This is a genomic window from Hymenobacter psychrotolerans DSM 18569 (assembly GCF_900142395.1).
GTDB lineage: Bacteria > Bacteroidota > Bacteroidia > Cytophagales > Hymenobacteraceae > Hymenobacter > Hymenobacter psychrotolerans.
The window spans coordinates 43,726-66,261 of sequence record NZ_FRAS01000016.1; the positions used below are offsets into that span (position 1 = coordinate 43,726).

Genomic DNA, 22,536 nt, shown 5'->3' on the forward strand with positions numbered 1-22,536 from the left:
AGGCAAAACCAGGCAAGCCGCCTTCCTGCACCGGGGGGGCGGCTTTTTCTGTTACCTTTGCCCGCCCGCTCACCCACGGCCCAACCCAATTCGGATGAACCCGGACTATATTTCCCTGCACGGCAAGCAGTTCGAGCCGTATCTGTCGGCGCAAGAGCTGTCGGCCAGCATCCAGCAGGTGGCTGACCGCCTCAACCAGGAGTATGCTGGCAAACAGCCCCTTCTGGTGGCCGTCCTGAACGGCTCGTTCATGTTCGCCGCCGACCTGATGAAGGCGCTGCAAATTCCCTGCGAAATCACCTTTATCCGGGTGGCTTCCTACCAGGGCACCAGCAGCACCGGCACCGTTCAGGAGGTCCTCGGCCTCACCGAAGAGCTGCAAGGCCGCCACGTCATCATCGTGGAAGACATTGTGGATACCGGCCACACCATGCGCATGCTCCTCGACACGCTGGGAGCCAGTCAGCCCGCCTCGCTGGAAGTAGCCACGCTGTTTCTCAAGCCCGAGTGCCTGCAGCACGAGCTGCCTATTCGCTACATCGGGCTCAGTATTCCCAATGATTTTATCGTTGGGTATGGGCTTGATTTTGATGGCTTAGGCCGCAACTACCCCGACGTTTACAAAGCAGTATAGGAATTGTGCTTCCGGCGGCGGCAGCTAAAACCCGCCCGCACCCGTAGAGGCTTTCCCATTCGTTGCTTATCTTTCCAGAACCCCACTCCTTTTTATTCCCCGCGTAACACTTCGCTACTCATGCTGAATCTCGTGCTCTTCGGCCCGCCCGGCGCCGGCAAAGGAACGCAAAGCCAGAAGCTGATTGCCCGCTACAATCTGGTGCACCTCTCTACCGGCGACCTGCTCCGCGCCCAGATTGCTCAGGGCACTGAACTGGGGCTGCGCGCCAAAAAGCTCATGGATGAAGGCCTGCTCGTGCCCGATGAAGTAGTGATTGGCATGATTGGCTCCGCCCTGAAAGACAACAAGCAGGCGGCCGGCTTCATCTTCGACGGATTCCCGCGCACTGTACCGCAGGCCGAAAGCCTCGACCGGCTGCTGGCCGAGCACGAAACCAAGGTGTCGTGCATGGTGGCGCTGGAAGTGGCCGAGGAAGAGCTGGTGAAGCGCCTGCTGGAGCGCGGCAAAACCTCCGGCCGCCCCGACGACCAGAACGAAGACAAGATCCGCAAGCGCGTGACGGTGTACAACACCGAAACCGCCCAGGTAGCCGGCTACTACGCCCAGCAGCAGAAATTTCACGCCCTGAACGGCATTGGCGCCATCGAAGACATTTTCGGCCAGATCTGCGGCATCCTAGACCAGCACGCGGCGGCAGCGCCCGCCAGCAGCAAGCAGGCAACCGACGAAGTAAAAGCGTAACTTTGCCGCTGCTACCCGCATGGGTAGTGGCAGAACCATCTGTCATCCTGAGCGAAGCGAAGGATCTTATCCCATCTGAGCGAGTCGTCACCACGATTATCGTTCAACCGGCATAAGGTCCTTCGCTTCGCTCAGGATGACAGCTGTTTTTCAGACAAATCACTTTGCAGGCTGAACAAGGAAGCACACCGGCTTCTGACTTCTAGCTTCTAAATTCTAACTTCTCAGAAGTGGCTTCCAATAATTTCATCGACTACGTCAAAATCAACTGCCGCTCGGGCAAGGGTGGGGCGGGCTCGCACCATTTCTTCCGGGCCAAAGGCTTGCCCAACGGCGGCCCCGACGGCGGCGACGGTGGCCGGGGCGGCCACATCATCCTGGAAGGCAACTCCCAGCTCTGGACGCTGCTACACCTGCAGTACCAGAAGCACCTGATTGCCAAGCCCGGCGAAGGCGGGGGCGAAAACCTGCGCAGCGGCGCGCAGGGCGAAGATATTATCATCCAGGTGCCCCTCGGCACGGTAGCGCGCGATGCGGAAACCGGCGAGAAAAAGCTGGAAATCACCGAGCATGGCCAGCGCCTCATCCTGACGCCCGGCGGCCGCGGCGGCCTCGGCAACGACCATTTCAAATCGGCGACCAACCAGGCCCCGAGCTACGCCCAGCCCGGCGAGCCCGGCATTGATGAGTGGGTGATTCTGGAGCTGAAGCTGCTGGCCGACGTGGGCCTGGTAGGCTTCCCCAACGCCGGCAAAAGCACGCTGCTGTCGGTCGTATCCGCCGCTAAGCCCAAGATTGCCGACTACGCCTTCACGACCCTCACGCCCAATCTGGGTGTGGTGGCATACCGCGACTACAAGTCCTTCGTGATGGCCGACATTCCGGGCATTATTGAGGGCGCGGCCGAAGGGCGGGGGCTGGGCCACCGCTTCCTGCGCCACGTAGAGCGCAACTCCATTCTGCTGTTCATGATCAGCTGTGACTCGCCGGATATCAACGGCGAATACGAGGTGCTGCTGAGCGAGTTGGAGCAGTTCAACCCGGAGCTGCTGGACAAACAGCGCCTGCTGGCCATCACCAAGTCCGACATGCTGGACGAGGAGCTGGAAGCCGAAATCCGGGAAACGCTGCCCACCGACCTGCCCACGGTCTTTATTTCCAGCCTGGCCAATAAGAACATCCAGAAGCTGAAAGACCTGATCTGGGAGGCGCTGCAGAAAGTGCGCCGGGATGCTCCGGAGTCTGCCCGCGCCGGCTACCTAGCCGAAGACGACGAGCCGGAAAACCAGGACGAGCAGGCGTCATAGCTTGAGCAGGGCGGCCCGAAGGCGTGGCCGCCGCATCTTCACCTCAGACGCCGCGGTGCTGCTTTGCGTCAGGGCGTCTGAACTAACTGCTTAGGTTCTGCGGTTTCCGTGCCACAATGGCAGCCGGTGGCGCTTTGGCAAACTCCTTGTAATCCGCAAAGGCTCTATGTCTTCCCGATTCAACCCATTCCGACGATTTCAAGCGAAAATGGCTGACGATAAAAACACCCAACCCGCCGACGACACGCAACTCGACCAGAACGGTGCTCCCGCTGACCACGTGGCCGGCGAGCTGACCGAAGAGCCCACTGCCCCCGAAATCGGGGAAGTAGAAGGTTCGGAAGGCGCTCCGCACGCAACCGGCTCGAAAACCGATGCCGAGCTGGCCGATCTGAAAGACAAGTACCTGCGCCTGGCCGCGGAGTTTGAGAACTACAAGCGCCGCACCACCAAGGAGCGCGCCGACCTGTTCAAGAGCGCCAACCAGGAGCTGATGGTCGCGCTGTTGCCTGTGCTCGACGACTTCGACCGGGCCCGCCACCACACCAAGGACACCGAGGATGCCAACACCGTGCGGGAAAGCATCGACATCATCTACAACAAGCTCCAGAAAACCCTGAACCAAAAGGGCCTGGCCCCGATGGAAGCCAAGGGCGGCGCTTTCGACCCCGACCTGCACGAGGCCATCACCCAGATTCCGGCCCCGTCGGAAGAGCTGAAAGGCAAAATCGTGGACGAAGTGGAGAAAGGCTACTACCTCGGCGACAAGGTAATCCGCCACGCGAAGGTGGTGCTGGGCGCTTAGTATTGAGTAATAGGTATTGAGTAGCAAGACGCTGTTCGCTGAAAGCTGCCCGATACTTGTCTCAATACACAATACTTATTACTCACTACTGCAATGGCAACGAAGCGAGATTATTACGAGGTGCTGGGCGTGGCCAAAAACGCTTCGGGCGACGAGATAAAGAAGGCGTACCGCAAGGTGGCCATCAAATATCACCCCGATAAAAACCCCGACGACCCATCGGCCGAAGACAAGTTCAAGGAAGCCGCGGAGGCCTACGAAGTGCTGTCGGACGCCAACAAGAAGGCCCGCTACGACCAATATGGCCACCAGGGCATGGGCGGCAACGGCGGCGGCCCGAACATGGAGGACATTTTCTCGCAGTTCGGCGACATCTTCGGGGGCGGCGGCTTCGAGGGCTTCTTCGGGGGCGGCGGGCGCGGCCAGGGTGGCCGGCGCGTGCGCAAGGGTTCCAACCTGCGCATCAAGCTCAAGCTGGACCTGGAGGAAGTAGCTAACGGCGTCGAGAAGAAAATCAAGGTGAAGCGCTACGTGGCCTGCAACACCTGCTCGGGCACTGGCGCCAAAAACGGCACCGACCTCAAAACCTGCGGCACCTGCAACGGCCAGGGCCAGGTGAAGCGCGTGGTGAACACCATGCTCGGCCAGATGGTAAGCGCCTCTACCTGCCCCACCTGCGAAGGCGAAGGCAAAGTGGTAACCAGCAAGTGCGACGTGTGCCACGGCGACGGCCGCCAGCTGCACGAGGAAGTTATTCCGATCAACATCCCGGCCGGGGTGGCCGAGGGCATGCAGCTGAGCATGAACGGCAAAGGCAACTACCCCGAGCGGGGCGGCGTGCCCGGCGACCTGCTCATTCAGATTGAGGAGGAGCCGCACGAGCAGCTCAAGCGCGACGGCAACAACATCATGTTCGAGCAGTACATCTCGTTCGTGGATGCCGCGCTGGGCGCCAGTATCGAGGTGCCGACCATCGAGGGCAAGGTAAAAATCAAGGTGGACCCCGGCACGCAGCCCGGCAAAATCCTGCGCCTGCGCGGCAAAGGCATTAAGGACATCAACGGCTACGGCCGCGGCGACCAACTCATTCACCTCAGCGTCTGGACACCCAAAAACGTGACCAGCGAGGAGCGTGAGCTGCTGGAAAAGCTGCGCGACGCCCGCAATTTCACGCCCAACCCCGGCAAAAACGAGAAAGGCTTCTTCGAGAAAGTGAAGGAGTACTTCCAGTAAGAACCGGCGCAAAACCGCTGGCACACCAGATGAACTGCCCGCTTTCCTGTCTCAGGAAAGCGGGCGGTTCTGTTTGCGGCCTGTCCATACGATTCGGTAGCTTATTCTTTCATTTCTAAAAATATGCTACAAACGGGTGTAGCATATTTTTAGAAATGAAAGAATAAGCTACGAACAGATAGTAGCTGCCGGACCCTGAAAAAATATGTGCGGGCGGCTGTAATGCCGGGCGGGAAGCGCCGATATATTCTGCAAACTTCCCCGCCACATGTCTGCCGCTTCTCTCTCATCGGACTTCCTCGCCACCCTGAACCAGTTTCAGCCCCTGCTGCGCCGGGTGGCCCGCATGTACTGCCCCGATGCCGACGACCAGCAGGACCTCTACCAGGAGATAGTGCTGCAGCTGTGGCGGGCGTGGCCGCAGTACCAGCCCGGCGCGGCCAAGCTCAGCACCTGGCTCTACCGGGTGGCCCTGAACGTAGCCATCAGCAACCTGCGCCAGCGCACCCGCCACCCCACGCCCGAGCGGCTGGGCCCGGCGCTGCCCGAAGTGGCTCTGCCGCCCGATACCGGCCCCGATGCCGACGACCTGGCCGAGCTCTACCGGGCCATTAAGCGGCTTTCGGATGTGGAAAAGGCTTTCGTGCTGCTGTACCTGGAAGAGCGCACCTACGAGGAAATGGCCGACATCCTCGGCATCACCCAGAACAATGTGCGCGTGAAAATGCACCGCGTGCAGGACAAGCTTCGCCAACTGCTAACCCAACCCGCCTGATGGAACTCGATGATCTTCGCCGCCGCTGGCAGCAGCAACCAACTGAACCCACTCAATCTTCCCTAACCGAACAAAAACTCCGTACCATGCTTACTTCCTCCGCCTCCACAAGTCCGCTGCTCCGCCTGAAAAAGAATGCCTCCCTGGAGCTCCGCTGGGTGATAGCCGCCTTTGCCGTGAGCGGCTTCAATGCCCTGTTTTTTGCCCGCAACTCCACTAATCTGCAGCTGTTTGTGCTGGCCGTCATGGCGCTGCTGGTGCTGGTGGGCGGCATTGTGTATCAGCGGCTGCGGGTGCTGCGCGAAATGGAGCAGCAGCACGACAACCTGGTTCAGTCTCTGAAAGGCCGTATCACCCGGTTTCGCCGCCTGATGCGGTTGCACGATTACGTGGGCGTGATGGGCCTGATACTGCTGGTGCTGGCGGCGCTGCTGGTGCGGCAGGCCGACCTGCTGCAGTACCTCAGCCCCGCCAACCCCGACCAGGGCCGGCACCTGCTGATTGTGGGCGTGGGGGCGGTAGCCGTGCTGGCGCTGCTCTATGCCGCGTATGCCGTGGGCAAAATGGAGCACCAGCGCCGCTACGGCCAGCACCTTGACCGGCTGGAAGCGGCCCTGCGGGAGCTGCAGGAAACGGGCCGCCCCGAGTAGAGGCCCTGCAGTTCAGCCGGTAGTTATTCCCGTTCGGCCCTAGTAGCTTGCAGCTTGGGGAAGATTTCGGTGACTTGTTTATGCGGTTCCTGTAATATTACGCCACGACCACTCCTTCCTCCCATGACTCCCATTCTCCAAGCCATCAACGTGCGCAAAGCCTACGCCGCGCACGTTGCCCTCGACGACGTGAGCCTCGACATTCCGGAACGCAGCATTTTCGGACTGCTGGGCCCCAACGGCGCCGGCAAAACCTCGCTCATCCGCATTATCACGCAGATAACGGCCGCCGATGAGGGCGAAATCCGGGTGCGGGGCCAGAAGCTGCATCCCGGCCACATTGCCGATATCGGCTATCTGCCCGAAGAGCGCGGCCTCTACAAGAAGATGAAAGTAGGGGAGCAGTTGCTGTACCTGGCCCGGCTGCGCGGCCTGAGCCGCCCCGATGCCACCCAGCGCATCAAAGGCTGGCTGGAGCGCCTCGACCTGAAGCCCTGGGCCGAGAAAAACGTGGAAGACCTGAGCAAAGGCATGCAGCAGAAGGTGCAGTTTGTGGCCACCGTGCTGCACGAGCCCAGCATCATCATTCTGGATGAGCCGTTTTCGGGCTTTGACCCCATCAACGCCAACCTCATCAAAGACGAGATTCTGGCCCTGCGCGACAAAGGCGCTACCATTATCTTCAGCACGCACCGCATGGAATCGGTGGAGGAGCTCTGCGACAATATTGCCCTCATCAACCGCAGCCACAAGGTGCTCGACGGCTCCGTGCGCGACATCAAAAACACATTCCGCTCGCAGACCTACGAAGTGGAAGGCCGCGGCCGGCTGATGGTGACGCACCCCGATTTTGAGGTGCTGGAACACAAGGACCGCGAAAACGGCCACTTCTACGATGTTATCCGACTGCACGCCGGCACCTCGCCCAACGACTTGCTGCGCTACCTCATCGGCAACGTGGAGGTGCACGCTTTCCGGGAGCTGATTCCGAGCATCAACGACATTTTCATCCGGCGCGTGCAGGAAACCATGCCCGAAAGCCTGCTCGAAACCACGCCGGCCTAACGCAACCGACTTTATTGCCCACGACTACTCTTCCCTCTCATGGATAAAATCTGGCTGATAGTGCAGCGCGAGTACCTGACCCGGGTACGCAAAAAGAGCTTTCTGATTATGTCGTTGCTGGCCCCGCTGCTGCTGGCCGGCAGCATGGTGGGCATTGCCATGCTCTCTAGTTCCTCGAAAACCGATGTGGTGGCCGTGCGCGACGAAAGCGGCCAGCAAATGCTGACGCGCCTGGCCGCTACCGAGGACTTGAAATTTGTGCCCGCCACCGGCAATTCGCTGGCTGCCGCCACCGAGGCGTTCCGCAAGGACAAAGCCAGGCAGGATGCCCTGCTGTATTTCCCGCCCAACTTCACGCTCGATAGTGCTGCGGGCGTGCAGCTGCTGGCCAACGGCAACGTGAGCCTGAAGCGGCAGAACGCCATCAGGAAGGCCGTAAACAAAACGGTAGGCGACCTGAAGCTGAGCCGCTCCGGCCTCAACCAGAGTACCATCGACAACCTGAAGGCCAACGTGGAGCTGAGCGCCGTGGACCTGACCCAGGAAGGCGGCCGCAAAAACAATGTGGGCGCCACCACCGGCGCCGCCTATCTGCTCTCGATTCTGGTGTACATGTTCATCTTCATCTATGGCGTGCAGGTGATGCGCGGCGTAAGCGAAGAGAAGTCCAACCGGATTATGGAGGTGATGCTCTCCTCGGTGAAGCCGTTTCAGCTGATGATGGGCAAGATTCTGGGCATTGCGGCCGTGGTGTTCACGCAGTTTGCGCTGTGGGCTGTGCTGTCGTGGGGCCTGACCAGCATAGCGGCGCCGCTGCTCACCGACTCGGCCCGGAAGTCGCCGCCGGTGGCGGCTGCGGCCGGCGTGCAGGAAGCTGCCGCTGCCCGCGAAACCCCGGCCGCCGATGCACCGGCCACGGCTTCGGCTACCGCGGCGCCCGCTGCTGACAGCAGCCCGCTGGCTTTCCTCGATGGATTGCCCATTGCCAGCATCATTGGTGGTTTCCTGTTCTTCTTCCTGGGTGGCTACCTGCTCTATTCGTCGCTGTTTGCCGCCATCGGGGCCGCCGTCGACGACCAGACCGACGCCCAGCAGTTCATGTTCCCGGTTACGGTGCCGCTCATTCTGAGCTACATCGTCAGCATCAACGTCATCATCAACGGCGACCCGAACGGCCCGCTGGCCTTCTGGCTCTCGATGGTGCCACTCACTTCGCCCATTGCCATGGTGATGCGCCTGCCCTTCGGGGTGCCGATGTGGCAGCTGCTGCTGTCGGGCGTGATTCTGGTGGCCGGTTTCATATTTACAACCTGGCTGGCCGCTCGTATCTACCGCGTGGGCGTGCTCATGTACGGCAAGAAAATCACCTATGGCGAGCTGTCGAAGTGGATGTTCTATAAAGGCTAACCCGTTCGTTCAGCCGCTGAGCAAAGCAGGCCCCGGTAGTTGCGACGTAGCAGCTGCCGGGGCTTTCTGCTACCTTGCGGCCCGCCTCACCCGCTCCCGACAATGACGCCAAAACTGCTGCTGCTCCCGTTGCTGCTTGTGCTGATGAGCTTCACGCTGAAAGCCGACGACAAGCCCGCCTACCGCCTGTTTACGGCCACCGGCAAAGCCACCAGCTACGACAAGATGCTGAAAGAGCTGGCCGCCGCCGATGTCGTATTCTTCGGGGAGCAGCACAACGACCCCATTGCGCACTGGCTGGAGCTACAGCTTGCCAAGGACCTGCTGCGCCTGAAACAGGGCCAACTGGTGCTGGGGCTGGAAATGTTTGAGCGCGACGTGCAGCCGTTGGTAGACCAGTACACCACCGGCGAGCTGGACGACAAGGCGTTTGAGGAGCAGAGCCGCCCCTGGCCCAACTACGCCACCGACTACAAACCGCTGCTGCAGCTGGCCCGGCAGCAGAAGTTCCGGGTGGTGGGCACCAACGTGCCGCGCCGCTACGCCTCGCAGGTTGCGAAAGGCAGCCTTGCGGCCCTGGAGGCGCTGCCCGCCTCAGAAAAGGCCTGGATGGCGCCCTTGCCGCTGACCGTGGATTTCGAGCTGCCCGGCTACAAAAACATGGCGAAAATGTTTGGTGGGGATGCCGCCCACGCGGCCGGCGTGCAGAACATCATTCAGGCGCAGGCCCTGAAAGATGCCACCATGGCCCACTTCCTGCACCAGGCCCGCCCCGAAGGCCACCTGCTGCTCCACCTCAACGGCGCCTACCACTCCGACAACCACGACGGTATCCTGGCCTATCAGCGGCAGCAAAACCCGAAACTGAAGGTGCTCACCATCAGCACGGTTTCGCAGGAGCAACTGGGCAAGCTGGAAAAGGAGCACGAGCGGAAAGCCGATTTCGTGCTCGTAGTACCCCAGGACATGACCAAAACGTATTAGCAGTTCTTCGCCTACTTCCCCCGCCATGATTTCCACCCAAGACCTCACCGCGCTGCCCGATATGGCCACACTGCAACGCCTCTGCCAGTCGTTGGCCGTGCTGGATGCCATCAACTCGCAGGACCCCGAATTTCGCTATTACACCTACAACCCCAATTGGGACCTGGGCGAGGCGCTATTTGAGATGAGCGACGGGGAAGGGGACCAGATGCTGGTGCTGTTCCGGCCCGAAGGCTGCTGCATCAGCGGCTACCTCTCCGAGTACGAGCAGCCCGACAAAGCCCAGGTGACGCGCGGCCTGCCGGAGGCGTTTGACGAGTTCATGTTCGGGGAGCCGGTCAGCTCTATCGGCACGACGTTTTGCCTGTGGTACACGCCCGCGCACGGCTGGCAGACCGGCGTGGTGGAAAGCGAAGACGACGGCTCCGAAGAGCTGCTGTACATCTTCGACAACAACCCCGAAACCTACGCCGACTGGGCCAACGAGTACTTCATCGACGAAACCGACCGGGACCCAATAGACACCGAAGCAGTGGCCCGCATCTACCAACACGAGCCGCTCACCAAAGCCCTGGTGCAGGACCTGATTGACCCGCTCGAAGACTGGTCCCAGCTGGAGGCCGACCTGCAGGAAATCGGCTACCCGTACAGCTTCGGGTAGCGTCAGGGCAGGTAGTTGCGCGCCAGCCGCGCGAAGTCGGCTACCTGCTGTTGCTGCCATTGCGCATCGTGGCCTAGCTCCTGAGCCAGCAGCGCCGCTACCGTCGGGGCCATCCGAATGGCGGCGCGGGCATCCAGGAACAGCACCCGAACCCGGCGCGCCAGCACGTCTTCCACCGTGCGGGCCATTTCGTAGCGTACCGCCCACACTACTTCGGCCAGCACAAATTCCAGCGCCGCGTCCAGCTTTTCGCCGAGTGCGGGCTCGTCTGTGATGAGCTGCTGCAGCGCGGGCAGGTCGGTGCCGTACACATACAGGTGGCTGCTACGGTCGGGCGTGGGCTGCGCGCCGTGAATGGGCATGGTGGCCGTCTGGCTGGTGGCGGGGGGCAGCTTGCCCAGGGCAATGGCCTTGTCAATAGTATCCTGGCCCATGCGGCGGTAGGTGGTCCACTTGCCCCCGGTGATGGTAATCAGGCCCGAAGCCGACACCAGGAGTTTGTGGCTGCGGGAAATTTCCCTGGTTTTTTCTGAGCCGTGCTGGGGGGCTGCCAGAGGCCGCAGGCCTGCGAAAATGCTCAGAGCGTCGCGCCGCTTCGGAGTCCGGGTCAGATACTGGCCGGCAGTGCGCAGAATAAACTCTATTTCTTCATCCAGCGCCAGCGGCTCCTGGCTGTGCGCCGGCAGCGGCGTGTCGGTGGTGCCCAGCACCACGCGGCCGTGCCAGGGCACCGCAAACAGCACGCGGCCATCTTCCGTCTTGGGAATCATCAGGGCATCCTCGCCCGGCAAAAACGACCGGTCCACAACGATATGCACGCCCTGACTCGGTCGTACCAGGTTAGGAGCATCGGGCTGGTCGAGCTGCAGAATATCGTCTACGAATACGCCGGTGGCGTTTATCACGGCTTTGGCCCGCACTTCGTAGGTAATGCCGGTTTCGGCGTCAGTGGCTTTCACGCCTCGTAGTTGGCCGTCGGCGTCTTTCAGCAGGCCCGTTACGGGCAGGTGGTTTAGCAGAGTGCCGCCCCGCTCAATGGCCGTCTGGGCCAGGTTGATGGCCAGCCGGGCGTCGTCAAACTGTCCGTCGTGGTAGAGTACGCCGCCGCGCAGTCCTGCCGGTTTGATATTGCTGAGGCGCCGCAGCGTTTCGGCCTTGCTTAGGTGTACCGAGGGCCCCAGGCTCAGCTTGCCGGCCAGCGCGTCATACAGCTTCAGCCCAAACGTGTAGAACGGCCCGCCCCACCAGCTGTAGCTAGGAATGATGAAATTCTGGTTCCTGACGAGGTGGGGGGCGTTCTGCAGCAGGAGCCCGCGCTCATACAGAGCCTCCCAGACTAAGCCTACGTCGCCCTGCGCGAGGTAGCGCACGCCGCCGTGTATCAGCTTGGTGCTACGGCTGCTGGTACCTTTGGCGAAATCCACCTGCTCCAGAAGCAGCGTTTTATAGCCCCGGCTGATGGCATCAAGGGCCACGCCCAGGCCCGTTGCGCCACCCCCGATTACCAGTACATCCCAAACGGGCTGCTCTGTAAGCTGCTGCAGAAGCGTGCTGCGCTGGAAAAGAAATTCGGGTGGGTTTTGGTGCATAAGAGAGGTCGTGAACCTGGCTTGACGGCCAAGGGCATGCTCCTGCATCAACGGATTGCGGCGGAAATAGATAATTTCAGCCGTTCCCGGCTGCTGGCTGGCCCCGATGACAGGCTAACCCAAACTTCTATGCTATTCCGCGAAACACAGGTTACGGATATTCCGCAACTCAGCAAAGTGCGGCTGTCGGTGCAGGAAAACCGCCTGTCTAACCCGGCCCTGGTGACGGCACAACACTACCACGACTACCTCAGCCGGCGCGGGAAAGGCTGGCTCTGCGAGGTCGGGGGCACGGTCGTCGGCTTTGCCATTGCTGATTTACAGGACCACAGCATCTGGGCCCTGTTTGTGCACCCTGACTACCAGGGGCAGGGCATCGGCAAGCGCCTCCACGACCTGCTGCTGCGTTGGTACTTCCAGCAGACTAGGCACGCCATCTGGCTCAGCACCGGCCCCGGCACCCGCGCCGCAGCATTCTACCGCCGCCAGGGCTGGCACGAAACCGGCCGCACCAAGAGCGGGAAAATCCGGTTTGAAAGGGAAGCCGACTGAGTGTATAAGCAATACACAACCACAAGCGGCCAACCCCGGCCTAGCGGGCCCGGAAAGCGGTGGCGTACCTTGCCTATTCCATTCCTGCCCCGTTTATGAAACGCTTTTTCTCTCTGCTGTTGGTCGGTTTTGTGGGTGTCGCTGCCCAGGCGCAAACCGTTCACTCGCCCGGCAACAAGCTCACCCTCCGCTTTCAACTCAGCCCCAGCGGCGAGCCAACCTATCAGCTTCAGTTCGGCGCTAGGCCAGTACTGAAGCCCAGCCGCCTCGGCATGTTGCTGCAAGGCCAGCCGGCACTCGACAAGGGCCTGACCATTGCCCGAGTTGATTCCAGCCAGCACGACGACACGTGGGCGCCGGTGTGGGGCGAGGTAAAACAGATCCGGAACCGCTACAAGGAACTGGCCCTGACGCTGCAGCAGCCCGCCAATAACGGCCGCCGCGTGGTGGTGCGCTTCCGCCTCTACGATGATGGCATGGGCTTCCGTTACGAGTTTCCCCAGCAGCCCGGCCTCACGTATTTCGTGGTGCAGGAGGAGAAAACTGAGTTCAACCTGCCGGCCAACCACAAGGCCTTCTGGATTCCGGGCGACTACGACTCCAACGAGTACACCTACAGCCATACGCGCCTGAGCGAGGTCAATACCACGCCCATTGAGCCTATTCAGCTCAAGTCGGCAGCGCAGCGCATCCAAACGCCGCTCATGCTTACGTCGGATGATGGGCTGTATGTGAACATCCACGAGGCGGCGCTGGTGAACTACCCGGCCATGATGCTGAACGTGGACACCAAGAGCTTTGGGCTGACGAGCCAGCTGGTGCCTTCCGCTACCGGGGCCGCCGCCTATCTGCAAGCGCCCGAGCACACGCCCTGGCGTACCATCGTGGTCAGCGACAAAGCTCCTGAAGTGCTGGCCAGCAAGCTTATCCTTAACCTCAACGAGCCAACTGCTTTTGCTACCACCGACTGGATTAAGCCCCAGAAATTTGTGGGCGTGTGGTGGGAGATGCACGTGAACAAAGCCAGCTGGAACTACGCCGACACCAGCAACATCAAGCTGGCCGGCACCGACTGGAGCAAGCTGAAGTCCAACGGCCGCCACGGCGCCAACACCGCCAACGTAAAACGCTACATCGACTTCGCCGCCAAGCATGGCCTGGCCAGCGTGTTGGTAGAAGGCTGGAACGTAGGCTGGGAGGACTGGGCCAACAACTGGAAGGAAGAGGTATTCGACTTCGTGACGCCCTATCCAGACTTCAACGTGCCCGAGCTACAGGCCTACGCTGCCGGCAAAGGCGTGAAGCTGATGATGCACCACGAAACCAGCTCTTCCGTTACGAACTACGAGCGCCGCCAGGATGCTGCCTACCGTTTCATGAAGCAGTACGGCTACGACGCCGTGAAAACCGGCTACGTGGGCCGCATTATCCCCAGAGGGGAGCACCACGACGGCCAGTGGATGGTGAACCACTACAACCGCACCGCCCAGAAAACCGGCGAAAACCAGATTATGGTGGACATGCACGAGTCGGTGCGCCCGACCGGCCTACACCGCACCTACCCCAACTGGCTGGCCTCGGAAGCGGCCCGCGGCAATGAGTTCAACGCCTGGAGCACCGGCAACCCACCCGAACACGAGACCATTTTGCCCTTCACCCGCCTCATGGGCGGCCCCATGGACTACACACCGGGCATCTTCCAGATCAAGCTGGAAGGTTGGAACCCGGAGCGCAACAAAGGCCGCCAGGTGCACACCACGCTGGCTAAACAGTTGGCCCTCTACGTGACGATGTACAGCCCTGTGCAAATGGCCGCCGACCTGCCCGAGGCCTACGAGAAGCACCTCGACGCGTTCCAGTTCATCAAGGACGTAGCCGTAGACTGGGACGACACCCGCATTCTGCTCGCGGAGCCCGGTGACTATATCACCACGGCCCGTAAAGCCAAGGGCAAGGAGGAGTGGTACCTGGGCTCCATCACCGACGAAAACGCCCGCACCCAAACCGTCAAGCTTGATTTTCTCACGCCCGGCACTACCTACGAGGCCACCATCTACGCCGACGGCAAAGGCGCTTCCTGGGACAGGAACCCCCAGGCCTACCAAATCCGCAAGCAGAAAGTCAACAGCAAAACCACCCTGAAGCTGCAGCTAGCGGCCGGCGGCGGCGCGGCCGTGAGCATGAAGCCCATTCGAAACAAGTAAGAACGTCATGCTGAGCTTGCCGAAGCATGACCGTTTAGGTGTTTACAGCTTAGTTCTGACCTTTCTGGGCCACTACTGCCCCGGTGAGTACGTGCGTTTGGCGTGCTGCTGCACATCTTCAGGGTAGAAGAGCACGTCCTTGAAGTTCTCCTCCACATACAAACCGGCCTGATCGGTGAAGTGGGGGGAAGAAGGTTGGTTGCTGTTGCCACCGGCCAGCACGGAACGGGCTTTGATGCGCGGGCCAAATTCCACCACGGCAATGAAGCTATTGCCCACGTAGCCGTAGCGCTTTTTGGTGCCGGGGAAGGTGCGGGAACCAAAAGCCGCCAACGAGCCCCAGGACGAGGAAGTGAAGGCTACCGGCAAGCTGGGTTTCTGGTCGTCGTAAGTTTCTGAAATGTTGCCGGTGAGTCGCTGGAAGCGGTTTATATCTCCCCAGGGTTTTTGCCAGGTGCCGAAGTTGCGGGTGAGCTCATCGAGGGTTTCCTGCAGAGCCGCTACTTTCTCCTGGGGTGTGGTGTTGGCAACAGTGAACTTGACGAGGCTGATATAGTCCAGCACCTGCCCGGCGGGTACGCGAGGGCGGGCCACCCGCAGAACCCGCTCGCCCCAGTACGTAGCCAGCGTCTGGCCTACGGACGTTTTGCTGTAGCGCTTGTCCCAGGCCTGCAGCACCTTCATGGCGTCTAGTACCTCACCTTCCGGCGGGTTAGAGTTGTCCATCACAAACTGAAAATCTTTGGTCAGCGCCGGAAGTAACTCTTCAAAACCAGCCAAGTACGGGTCTTTGGCGGCGGCAATCAGGGTATCCAGGGTGAACGTCGGCTTGCGGCTGAGCACGCGCACCGCATTGAGGCCGCGGTAGTTCTCCGCATCGGGAGCCATGTAGGCGGGGTACTTGGTGGGGGTGGGGCTGCTGGGTCCCGACACAGTGAACGGCGTGGAGTTGCAGTTCTGGATGAAGCCGCTGGCGGGGTTCATCACCTGCACAATGTCCTCCACCTTATGCAGGCCCTTCCAGTCGGTTCTGGGGTTGCTGCCATCTACCGGCTGGCTCCAGTCGAACTGCGGGTCGCGCTTGGGCATGAAGTTGCCGTACCAGTAGGCAATGGTGCCCTTGCTGTCGGCGAATACCGTGTTGTTGGAGGCGTTGCCGTTGAGCTTCATGGTTTCCCGGAAGCTGGCGTAGTCGGTGGCTTTGGTGCGCAGATAGGACTGTTCCAGCGCCTCTAGCGGCGTATCCATCATGCGTACCGTCACCCACTTGTCGTCCGCCTGCTGGCCTACCACTGGCCCGTGGTGGGTGCGGTAGGTGGTAAATTCCTTCCGCATGATCTTGCCATCCTGCACGTACGGAATCGACATGCTAGTCACCTGCACGGGGCGCAGCTTCTTGCCGTAGCGGTAGTAATATTTGCCGTCCTTCTGCTCAATGGTTTCCAGGTATTCATCCATGGAGTCGGCCTGGCTGGACGTGTGCATCCAGCCACAGTGCTCATTGAAGCCCTGATACACAAAGAACTGGCCCCACGTAACAGCGCCGTACGCATTCAGCCCCGCCTGGCTGGTCATCTGCACCTCAGGGCGGAAGTAGAAGGACGTATGCGGATTGATGAGCAGCAGGGCATGACCGCTGGCGCTTTTAGCCGGCGCAATAGCAAAGCCGTTGGAGCCTACCGGTTCCCGCTCGGCCTTTTCAAAGTCGGGCCGCTGCCAGGAGGTGGACTTGCGGTTGGCGTAGAAGTTCTTCAGCCGCTCCAGGGGTACCACACTGATGTTGCCGCCGATGCTGCCCTCACTGAACATCAGTGGCATCCAGGGCTGAAAGCGGCGCAGTAGCTTGGGCCGTACGGTGGGGTGGGAGTAGAGGTAGAAGTTGGTGCCGTCGGCGAAGGCATTGAGCAGGTCCTTCATCCAAGCCGGGCTCTTCTTGTATAAGCTGATGGCCTGGGTGCTGTCCATGAATAGGCGGGCGCGCAAATCGTGGTAGATGGCCGACTCCCCTTCCACCTCGGCCAGACGCCCAATAGCATCGAGGTAGTTCATCTCTACCCTGGGGAAATCGTCCTCGCATTGCGCATACAACAGCCCAAACACGGCATCGGCGTCGGTTTTGCCCTGCACGTGCGGCACGCCCCAGGTATCTCGCGTGATGGTGACCTGCCGGGCCTGCTGCTGCCAACGGGCAATTTCGGCGGGAGTAAATGCTTGGGCCTGGGCACCGACCGAAACGAACAGGAAACCGAAAGCAAGGGAAAAACGCATCAGCGGGAACGGTAAGGCGACGTAGGAGGGAGGACTAAAAGTAGTCGGTCAGACTCACTTCACAGGCTGAGCAGCTATGCAGAACGCCACCAAACACAAAGCCCCGGCCGTATGGCAGGGGCTTTGTGTTTGCCGAAAAAAGACAAGCTAGGCCGAGAACGAGGAGCCGCAGCCGCAGGTGCTTTTCGCCTGAGGATTGTTGAAAACGAAGCCCCGGGCGTTCAGGCCATCCTGGAAGTCAACTTCCATGCCCAGCACATACATGGCGTGTTTCTTATCCATGATGAGCATGACGCCGTCGATATCGAAGGTTTCGTCCTGCTCCTTGGGCTTGTCGAAGCCGAGCAGATAGCTCAGGCCCGAGCAGCCGCCACCCTGCACGCCTACGCGCAGGCCGTATTCGCCGGGCACGTTTTTCTCGGTCAAAATATTCCGTACTTCTTCCAGAGCGCGGGAAGTGAGGCTTATGGGAGCAAGTTTCGTGGAGACGGCCGTTGCCATAGTGTGTTCGTGTTTAGGAAAGTAAGGCGACAAAGATACGAAGCCGGACGGGGAGTTGTATGGCCGCCGGTGTCGGAGTCGTTGGGGCTATAACAGCAGTTGCCCGCCGGCGGTTCACGCGGATGGATAGCCGCTGTTTCGGCGCGGCTGCGCGAAGACACGTTTCATACTGTGTGCACCATCAGCGCCGCTTGTTTACCTTCGCTGCCTGCTCTCCCGTTTCTTCTCAACCTACTTCGCCACTGCCGCCAGAACGGCAGTTGTTTTTGCACATGGATACTACCGCCTACCTCTTCGACCTGCTCAAAATCATTCTGCCCGCGCTTATTGTAGCGGGCTCCGTATTCTATTTGATCCGGCAGTATCTGGAGAAGGAGCAGCAGCGCCGCCTGATTGAGCTGCGGCTGGAAAGCTCCAAAACCACGCTGCCGCTGCGCCTGCAGGCTCTGGAGCGCGTAACGCTGCTGCTGGAGCGCATCACGCCCAGCAATTTGCTGGTGCGCCTGAGCAGCGCCGGCCAGACCGCGCCCGAGTACCACCGCCTGCTGCTCCAGGAAATCCGGGCCGAGTACGAGCACAACCTCAGCCAGCAGCTCTACATGAGCCCCGATACCTGGGGCGAGGTGAAAGCGGCCAAAGAACACATCCTTACGGCCATCAACAAAGCCTACCACGGCCTGCCGCAGCCCCAGCAAAGCCGCGGCACTGAGCTGGCCAAGCGCGTACTCGAAACCCTCATCAACGAAGAAACCGACCCCACGGAGCGCGCCCTGCTGGCCGTGAAGCGGGAGGCGTTTGGGTTGTTTTAGCGGGCCGGCACCATTCGGTTTCAGCGAAAAGCAACGTCCCTGGCTTCCGTTCGGAAACCAGGGACGTTGCTTTTTTTCTGTTCAGAAAGGCTGCTGACTCTACACCGTAGCGGCTGGCACTGCATCAATGGCACGCTGGTAGCAGGCCTCGTAGAGCGGCACTATGTTCTCGACGGCAAACGTTTCGGCGTGGGCGCGGGCGGCGGCTTTGAAGCGCGGCAGGTTCTCGTCCTGCAATACGTAGAGCGAATTCTTTACCATGTCGTCCACGTCCCCGATTTCGCTGACCATGCCCGTCACGCCATGCTGGTTCAGCTCCGGAATGCCGCCGGCATTGGTGCTGATAACGGGCACTTCGCAGGCCATGGCTTCCAGTGCCGCCAAGCCAAAACTTTCTTTCTCGGAAGGCATCAGGAATAAGTCAGCAATGCTGAGCACTTCCTCCACGGCTTCCAGCTTGCCCAGGAAGCGGATGTCGTCGCAGTAGCCGATTTCGCGGCACAGCTTTTCGATGCGCGGCCGGTCGGGGCCGTCGCCGACAAGCAGTAGCTTGGCCGGAATCTGCTTGCGCACGCCCGCAAAGATGTGCACCACGTCGTCCACGCGCTTCACGGAGCGGAAGTTGGAGGTGTGCACCAGCAGCTTCTCGCCGTTGGGGGCAATGGCCGCCTTGAAGTGGCCTTTGTTCTGCTTCTGGAAGCGGGCCAGATTGATGAAGTTGGGAATTACCTCAATGTCCTTCTCGATGGCAAAGTACTCGTACGTCTCCCGCCGCAAGTCCGCCGACACCGACGTCACGCCATCCGACTGGTTGATGCTGAACGTCACGACGGGCTCGTAGCTGGCATCTTTGCCCACCAGCGTAATGTCGGTGCCGTGCAGCGTCGTGACGACCGGAATGCGGATGCCGCGCGTGAGCAGGATCTGCTTGGCCATGAACGCGGCCGAAGCGTGCGGAATGGCGTAGTGTACGTGCAGCACGTCCAGCTTCTCGTTCTGCACGATGTCCACCATTTTCGAGGCCAGCGCCAGCTCGTAAGGCGGAAACTGGAACAGCGGATACGGCGGAATGTACACCTCGTGGTAGAACAGGTTCTCGTTGAAAAAATCGAGGCGAACCGGCTGGCTGTAGGTGATGAAGTGCACGCGGTGGCCACGCTGGGCCAGGGCTTTGCCCAGCTCGGTGGCTACCACGCCGGAGCCGCCAAAAGTGGGATAACAGACGATGCCGATATTCATGGGTGGAGAGAGTTTGCCGGTCAGAAGCAGCCCGAAACCCGGGCCAAGACGGAGAAGGACGCAGAAAAAGAGAATTGGCGGCAAGTCATCGGGGAAGATGTCCTGCCGCCAATTGCGGATCAAAGGTTAAGAAAAAGAGGCAGACAACAGGTCATGTCTTTTGCAGCGACTTATAAATAACGTCGTGAATGCGGGTGCGGATGTTGTACTGGCGCAGCTTGTTGTTGCCGGCATCCGGGTACACCCGGTTGGAAAGAAAGATGTAGAGGATTTTGTTTTCGGGGTCCATCCAGACGCAGGTACCCGTGAAGCCCGTGTGCCCGAACGTGCTGGCCGGCGACAGGTTGCTGGTAGGGCCTTCCGGCTTGGTCGGGTCGCCGTGGTCCCAGCCCAGGCCGTGGCGGTTGCCGGCTACCGTGCTGCGCGCAAACTCCGTTACCACGGGCGTCTGGAAGTAGCGCTGGCCGCCGTAGCGTCCGTTCTGCAGATTCATCTGCATCAGAATGGCCAGGTCGTTGGCATTGGCAAACAGGCCGGCATGCCCGCCCACGCCGCCTACCAGCGCGGCCGTCTGGTCGTGCACGGTGCCCTGCAACTGCGTGCGGCGGTAATAGGTGTCGTTTTCAGTGGGCGCGATGCACGACTGTGGGAATTTGTCCAGCGGGTTGAACGTCATCGTGCCCAGGCCCAGCGGCTTGTAGAACGATTTGTCCAGGAAGCCCTCAATCGGCTCATTGAGTAGCTTCTCGGCCAGGCGCTTCAGAATGATAAAGCTCAGGTCGCTGTACTCAACGGGGTATTTGCCCTTCGCTTTCGGCAGCAGGCCGGAGCGCTGCACCCAGATCCAGACCGAGTCTTCGGCCGTGCTTACGCTGTAGAGCTTGGGGGCCACCTGGTTGGGGAAGGCCGCTTCGCTGGTGCTGGCGTAGAACGTCGGCTTGGGGCCGGTTTTGGTGATGGTCTTTTCCCAGGTCGGGATGCCGGCTTTCAGGCCCGCCTGGTGCAGCAGCACCTCGCGCACCGTCATGTCGCGTTTGTTGGTTTGCTTCAGTTCCGGCAGATAGGCGGCTACTTTGGCATCCAGGTCCAGCTTACCCTGGTCTTTGAGGTACATGATGGTCTGGAGCGTGCCGGCCACTTTGGTAATGGACGCCAGGTCGTAGAGCGTGGAGTTGTTCACGGGCTGCGACTTGTCGTAGGTGCAGTAGCCGTAGCTTTTGTCGAACACTACCGCCCCGTTTTTGGCTACCAGCACCTGGCAGCCGGGCGCCGCCGCATACGCCACCGATTCCAGCGCAATATTGTCTATCTGAGCCAGCACTTTCGAGTCCAGCCCTTCGCTTTCCGGGGTGGCGTAGCGCAGGCGCTTGAAGTCGGGAGTGGGCAGGCCGGTACCGACGGGCAGCTCCGGCGTCACGGTCACGGGCAGGCGGCCCACGGCGGGCAGCGCCCCGAACAGCACCTGCGGCACCACCAGCTGCGAGAAGTAGTTGTCTTCGTAGCCGCACACCAGCGTGCGGGCCGAGTCGAGGTACTTCAGGGAGTAGGCGTTGCCCATCGTCACAACCACCGTCTTGATTTTCGGGTTGGCCTGCAGCTCCTTGATGAACTTCAGCGCTCCGTCGCCCAGCCCGTAGCGGTGGGTGGGCGTGTTGTTCATGTTATGCAGCGTCACCACTACCACGTTGTAGGGCGCGAGGCGCGGCAGAATGCGGGCAAACGTAGAGTCGGGGGCGTAGCGGTTGGCCACCGGATACACCGGCCCATTCTGGTACTTGCCCATGATTTCGCCCAGCGTGCTGCCCGCCCCGGCGCCTACCGTCACGGTGGCAATGCGCAGCGTATCGAGGCGGTGGAAGGGGAGCAGGTCTTCGTTGTTTTTGACGACTGTAGTGGCGTGCTCATAGATTTCCTGCGCCACCGTGCGGCTTTGGGGCCGGTTCAGGTTGGCCATCAGGTTGGGCACATCCACGCGCGGGCGGCGGTTGAGGCCGGCCCAGAACTTGGCCCGCAGAATCTTGCGCACCCGCTGGTCAATATCTTCCTGCACCAGCTTGCCGGCGGCGAGGTCTTCTTTGATTTTCTGCAGTGCCGTGGGCACATCTTCCGAGAAGAGCAGCACGTCGTTGCCGGCCAGCAGCGCCATGGCATCCAGCTCGCCGGGCTTGTACAGGTTGGATACGCTCTTCATGTTCAGCGCATCCGTGAAAACCAGGCCTTTATAGCCCATTTTCTCCTTCAGCAGCCCCGTCACGAGGTTGCGCGAAACCGTGGCCGATACCGAGCGCACGGTATCAAACAGCGGCATGTACAGGTGGCCGACCATCACGCCCATCACACCCGCCTGAAACGACTGCTGGAACGGATACAGGTCCATGTTGGTGAGGTGGGCCAGGTCGGAGTTGATAACCGGCAACGCCACGTGCGAGTCCACGTCGGTGTCGCCGTGGCCGGGGAAGTGCTTCACTACGGCCACGATGCCGTGGTCCTGCAGCCCGCGGATGTAGGCCACGCTCCGCTTGGCTACCTGCTCCTTGTTTTCACCGAAGGAGCGGTTCCCGATAACCGGGTTATTGGGGTTGGAATTGATATCAACAACGGGCGAGAAGCTGATGTGCACGCCCAGCGTTTTCAGCTTCAGGGCAATTTCGCGGCCCATCTGGTACACGTACTGCTCGTCGTCCATGGCCCCAAGCGTCATCTGCTTGGCGAAGTGCATGCTGGAATCGAGGCGCATATCGAGGCCCCATTCGACATCCATGGCCATGAGCAGCGGCACTTTGGCGGCAGCCTGGTAGCGGTTGGTCAGGTTGGCCTGCCGGCGGGGGCCACCCTGCAGAAACATCAGCCCGCCAATGTGGTAGTTCTTGACCAGAAACTCCGTGTACTGCACGTGCTTCCTATCCTTGTTGGAATAAGCCGCCACCATAAACAGCTGCCCCAGCCGCTGGTCGGGCGTGAGGGAGTTGAAAACACTGTCTACCCAGTTCTGTTCCGCTACGGAGCGCGGCCGGGCCGCATCGTCGTAGGGCACGGCGGAGGTGATGAGTAGACCCGTGGCGGCCAGCAGCAGCAGTAAGAGTCTAATCCGAAATTCCTTGAGCATGGG

Annotated in this window: 19 protein-coding genes; 14 read left to right on the forward strand and 5 right to left on the reverse strand. The window is 60.7% G+C overall.

Annotation, left to right across the window (positions count from 1 at the left end; all coding sequences use genetic code 11):
- The first annotated feature begins 94 nt into the window (after positions 1–94).
- The 11 genes from hpt to BUE15_RS14550 all read left to right on the forward strand — a co-directional run bounded on the left by hpt (position 95) and on the right by BUE15_RS14550 (position 10,265).
- On the forward strand, positions 95–634 hold the full coding sequence (gene hpt / locus BUE15_RS14500) for a hypoxanthine phosphoribosyltransferase (RefSeq protein WP_073286538.1): 540 nt from the start codon (positions 95–97) through the stop codon (positions 632–634).
- Positions 635–754: 120 nt separating this feature from the next.
- Entirely contained in the window at positions 755–1,378 is a 624-nt protein-coding gene (locus BUE15_RS14505; protein ID WP_073286541.1) for an adenylate kinase, read from the forward strand.
- A gap of 230 nt (positions 1,379–1,608) precedes the next feature.
- Positions 1,609–2,685: a GTPase ObgE gene (gene obgE, locus BUE15_RS14510; protein WP_170865272.1), complete on the forward strand. Its 1,077-nt coding sequence runs from the start codon at positions 1,609–1,611 to the stop codon at positions 2,683–2,685.
- Positions 2,686–2,893: 208 nt separating this feature from the next.
- Entirely contained in the window at positions 2,894–3,490 is a 597-nt protein-coding gene (locus tag BUE15_RS14515) for a nucleotide exchange factor GrpE (protein WP_073286544.1), read from the forward strand.
- Between the two features lie 93 nt (positions 3,491–3,583).
- A complete protein-coding gene (dnaJ, locus tag BUE15_RS14520; protein WP_073286547.1) occupies positions 3,584–4,723 on the forward strand; it encodes a molecular chaperone DnaJ in 1,140 nt (379 codons plus the stop codon).
- A gap of 268 nt (positions 4,724–4,991) precedes the next feature.
- Complete coding sequence (locus tag BUE15_RS14525) at positions 4,992–5,498, forward strand: RNA polymerase sigma factor (protein ID WP_073286550.1); 507 nt, start codon at positions 4,992–4,994, stop codon at positions 5,496–5,498.
- 86 nt (positions 5,499–5,584) lie between these two features.
- A complete protein-coding gene (locus tag BUE15_RS14530; protein ID WP_073286553.1) occupies positions 5,585–6,148 on the forward strand; it encodes a hypothetical protein in 564 nt (187 codons plus the stop codon).
- A 123-nt stretch (positions 6,149–6,271) separates the two neighbouring features.
- Positions 6,272–7,213, forward strand: a complete 942-nt coding sequence (locus BUE15_RS14535) for an ABC transporter ATP-binding protein (RefSeq protein WP_073286556.1) — start codon at positions 6,272–6,274, stop codon at positions 7,211–7,213.
- Between the two features lie 39 nt (positions 7,214–7,252).
- Positions 7,253–8,620 carry an ABC transporter permease gene (locus BUE15_RS14540; RefSeq protein ID WP_073286559.1) on the forward strand — a complete coding sequence of 456 codons (1,368 nt, stop codon included), beginning with the start codon at positions 7,253–7,255 and terminating at the stop codon, positions 8,618–8,620.
- Positions 8,621–8,722: 102 nt separating this feature from the next.
- Positions 8,723–9,604: a ChaN family lipoprotein gene (locus tag BUE15_RS14545; protein ID WP_073286562.1), complete on the forward strand. Its 882-nt coding sequence runs from the start codon at positions 8,723–8,725 to the stop codon at positions 9,602–9,604.
- 25 nt (positions 9,605–9,629) lie between these two features.
- Positions 9,630–10,265, forward strand: a complete 636-nt coding sequence (locus BUE15_RS14550) for a hypothetical protein (RefSeq protein ID WP_073286565.1) — start codon at positions 9,630–9,632, stop codon at positions 10,263–10,265.
- 2 nt (positions 10,266–10,267) lie between these two features.
- Here BUE15_RS14550 and BUE15_RS14555 read toward each other — a convergent pair whose 3' ends face one another.
- Positions 10,268–11,854: a glycerol-3-phosphate dehydrogenase/oxidase gene (locus tag BUE15_RS14555; RefSeq protein ID WP_073286568.1), complete on the reverse strand. Its 1,587-nt coding sequence runs from the start codon at positions 11,852–11,854 to the stop codon at positions 10,268–10,270.
- 129 nt (positions 11,855–11,983) lie between these two features.
- On the opposite strand from BUE15_RS14555, the gene BUE15_RS14560 reads away from it, so the two are divergent.
- Positions 11,984–12,406: a GNAT family N-acetyltransferase gene (locus tag BUE15_RS14560; protein WP_073286570.1), complete on the forward strand. Its 423-nt coding sequence runs from the start codon at positions 11,984–11,986 to the stop codon at positions 12,404–12,406.
- 95 nt (positions 12,407–12,501) lie between these two features.
- Positions 12,502–14,610, forward strand: coding sequence for a glycoside hydrolase family 97 protein (locus tag BUE15_RS14565; RefSeq protein ID WP_073286573.1), 2,109 nt, complete (start codon positions 12,502–12,504; stop codon positions 14,608–14,610).
- Between the two features lie 72 nt (positions 14,611–14,682).
- On the opposite strand, the gene BUE15_RS14570 is transcribed toward BUE15_RS14565, so the two are convergent.
- Positions 14,683–16,878, reverse strand: coding sequence for a penicillin acylase family protein (locus tag BUE15_RS14570; RefSeq protein ID WP_073286575.1), 2,196 nt, complete (start codon positions 16,876–16,878; stop codon positions 14,683–14,685).
- A gap of 147 nt (positions 16,879–17,025) precedes the next feature.
- Complete coding sequence (locus tag BUE15_RS14575) at positions 17,026–17,379, reverse strand: HesB/IscA family protein (protein ID WP_073286578.1); 354 nt, start codon at positions 17,377–17,379, stop codon at positions 17,026–17,028.
- A gap of 272 nt (positions 17,380–17,651) precedes the next feature.
- Here BUE15_RS14575 and BUE15_RS14580 point away from each other — a divergent pair, with 272 nt between their 5' ends.
- Positions 17,652–18,188: a DUF7935 family protein gene (locus BUE15_RS14580; RefSeq protein WP_073286707.1), complete on the forward strand. Its 537-nt coding sequence runs from the start codon at positions 17,652–17,654 to the stop codon at positions 18,186–18,188.
- Positions 18,189–18,287: 99 nt separating this feature from the next.
- Here the strand turns inward: BUE15_RS14580 and bshA are convergent, their stop codons facing one another.
- Positions 18,288–19,427, reverse strand: a complete 1,140-nt coding sequence (gene bshA / locus BUE15_RS14585) for an N-acetyl-alpha-D-glucosaminyl L-malate synthase BshA (protein WP_073286580.1) — start codon at positions 19,425–19,427, stop codon at positions 18,288–18,290.
- A gap of 151 nt (positions 19,428–19,578) precedes the next feature.
- Positions 19,579–22,533, reverse strand: coding sequence for a serine hydrolase domain-containing protein (locus BUE15_RS14590; RefSeq protein WP_073286583.1), 2,955 nt, complete (start codon positions 22,531–22,533; stop codon positions 19,579–19,581).
- Positions 22,534–22,536 lie beyond the last annotated feature (3 nt).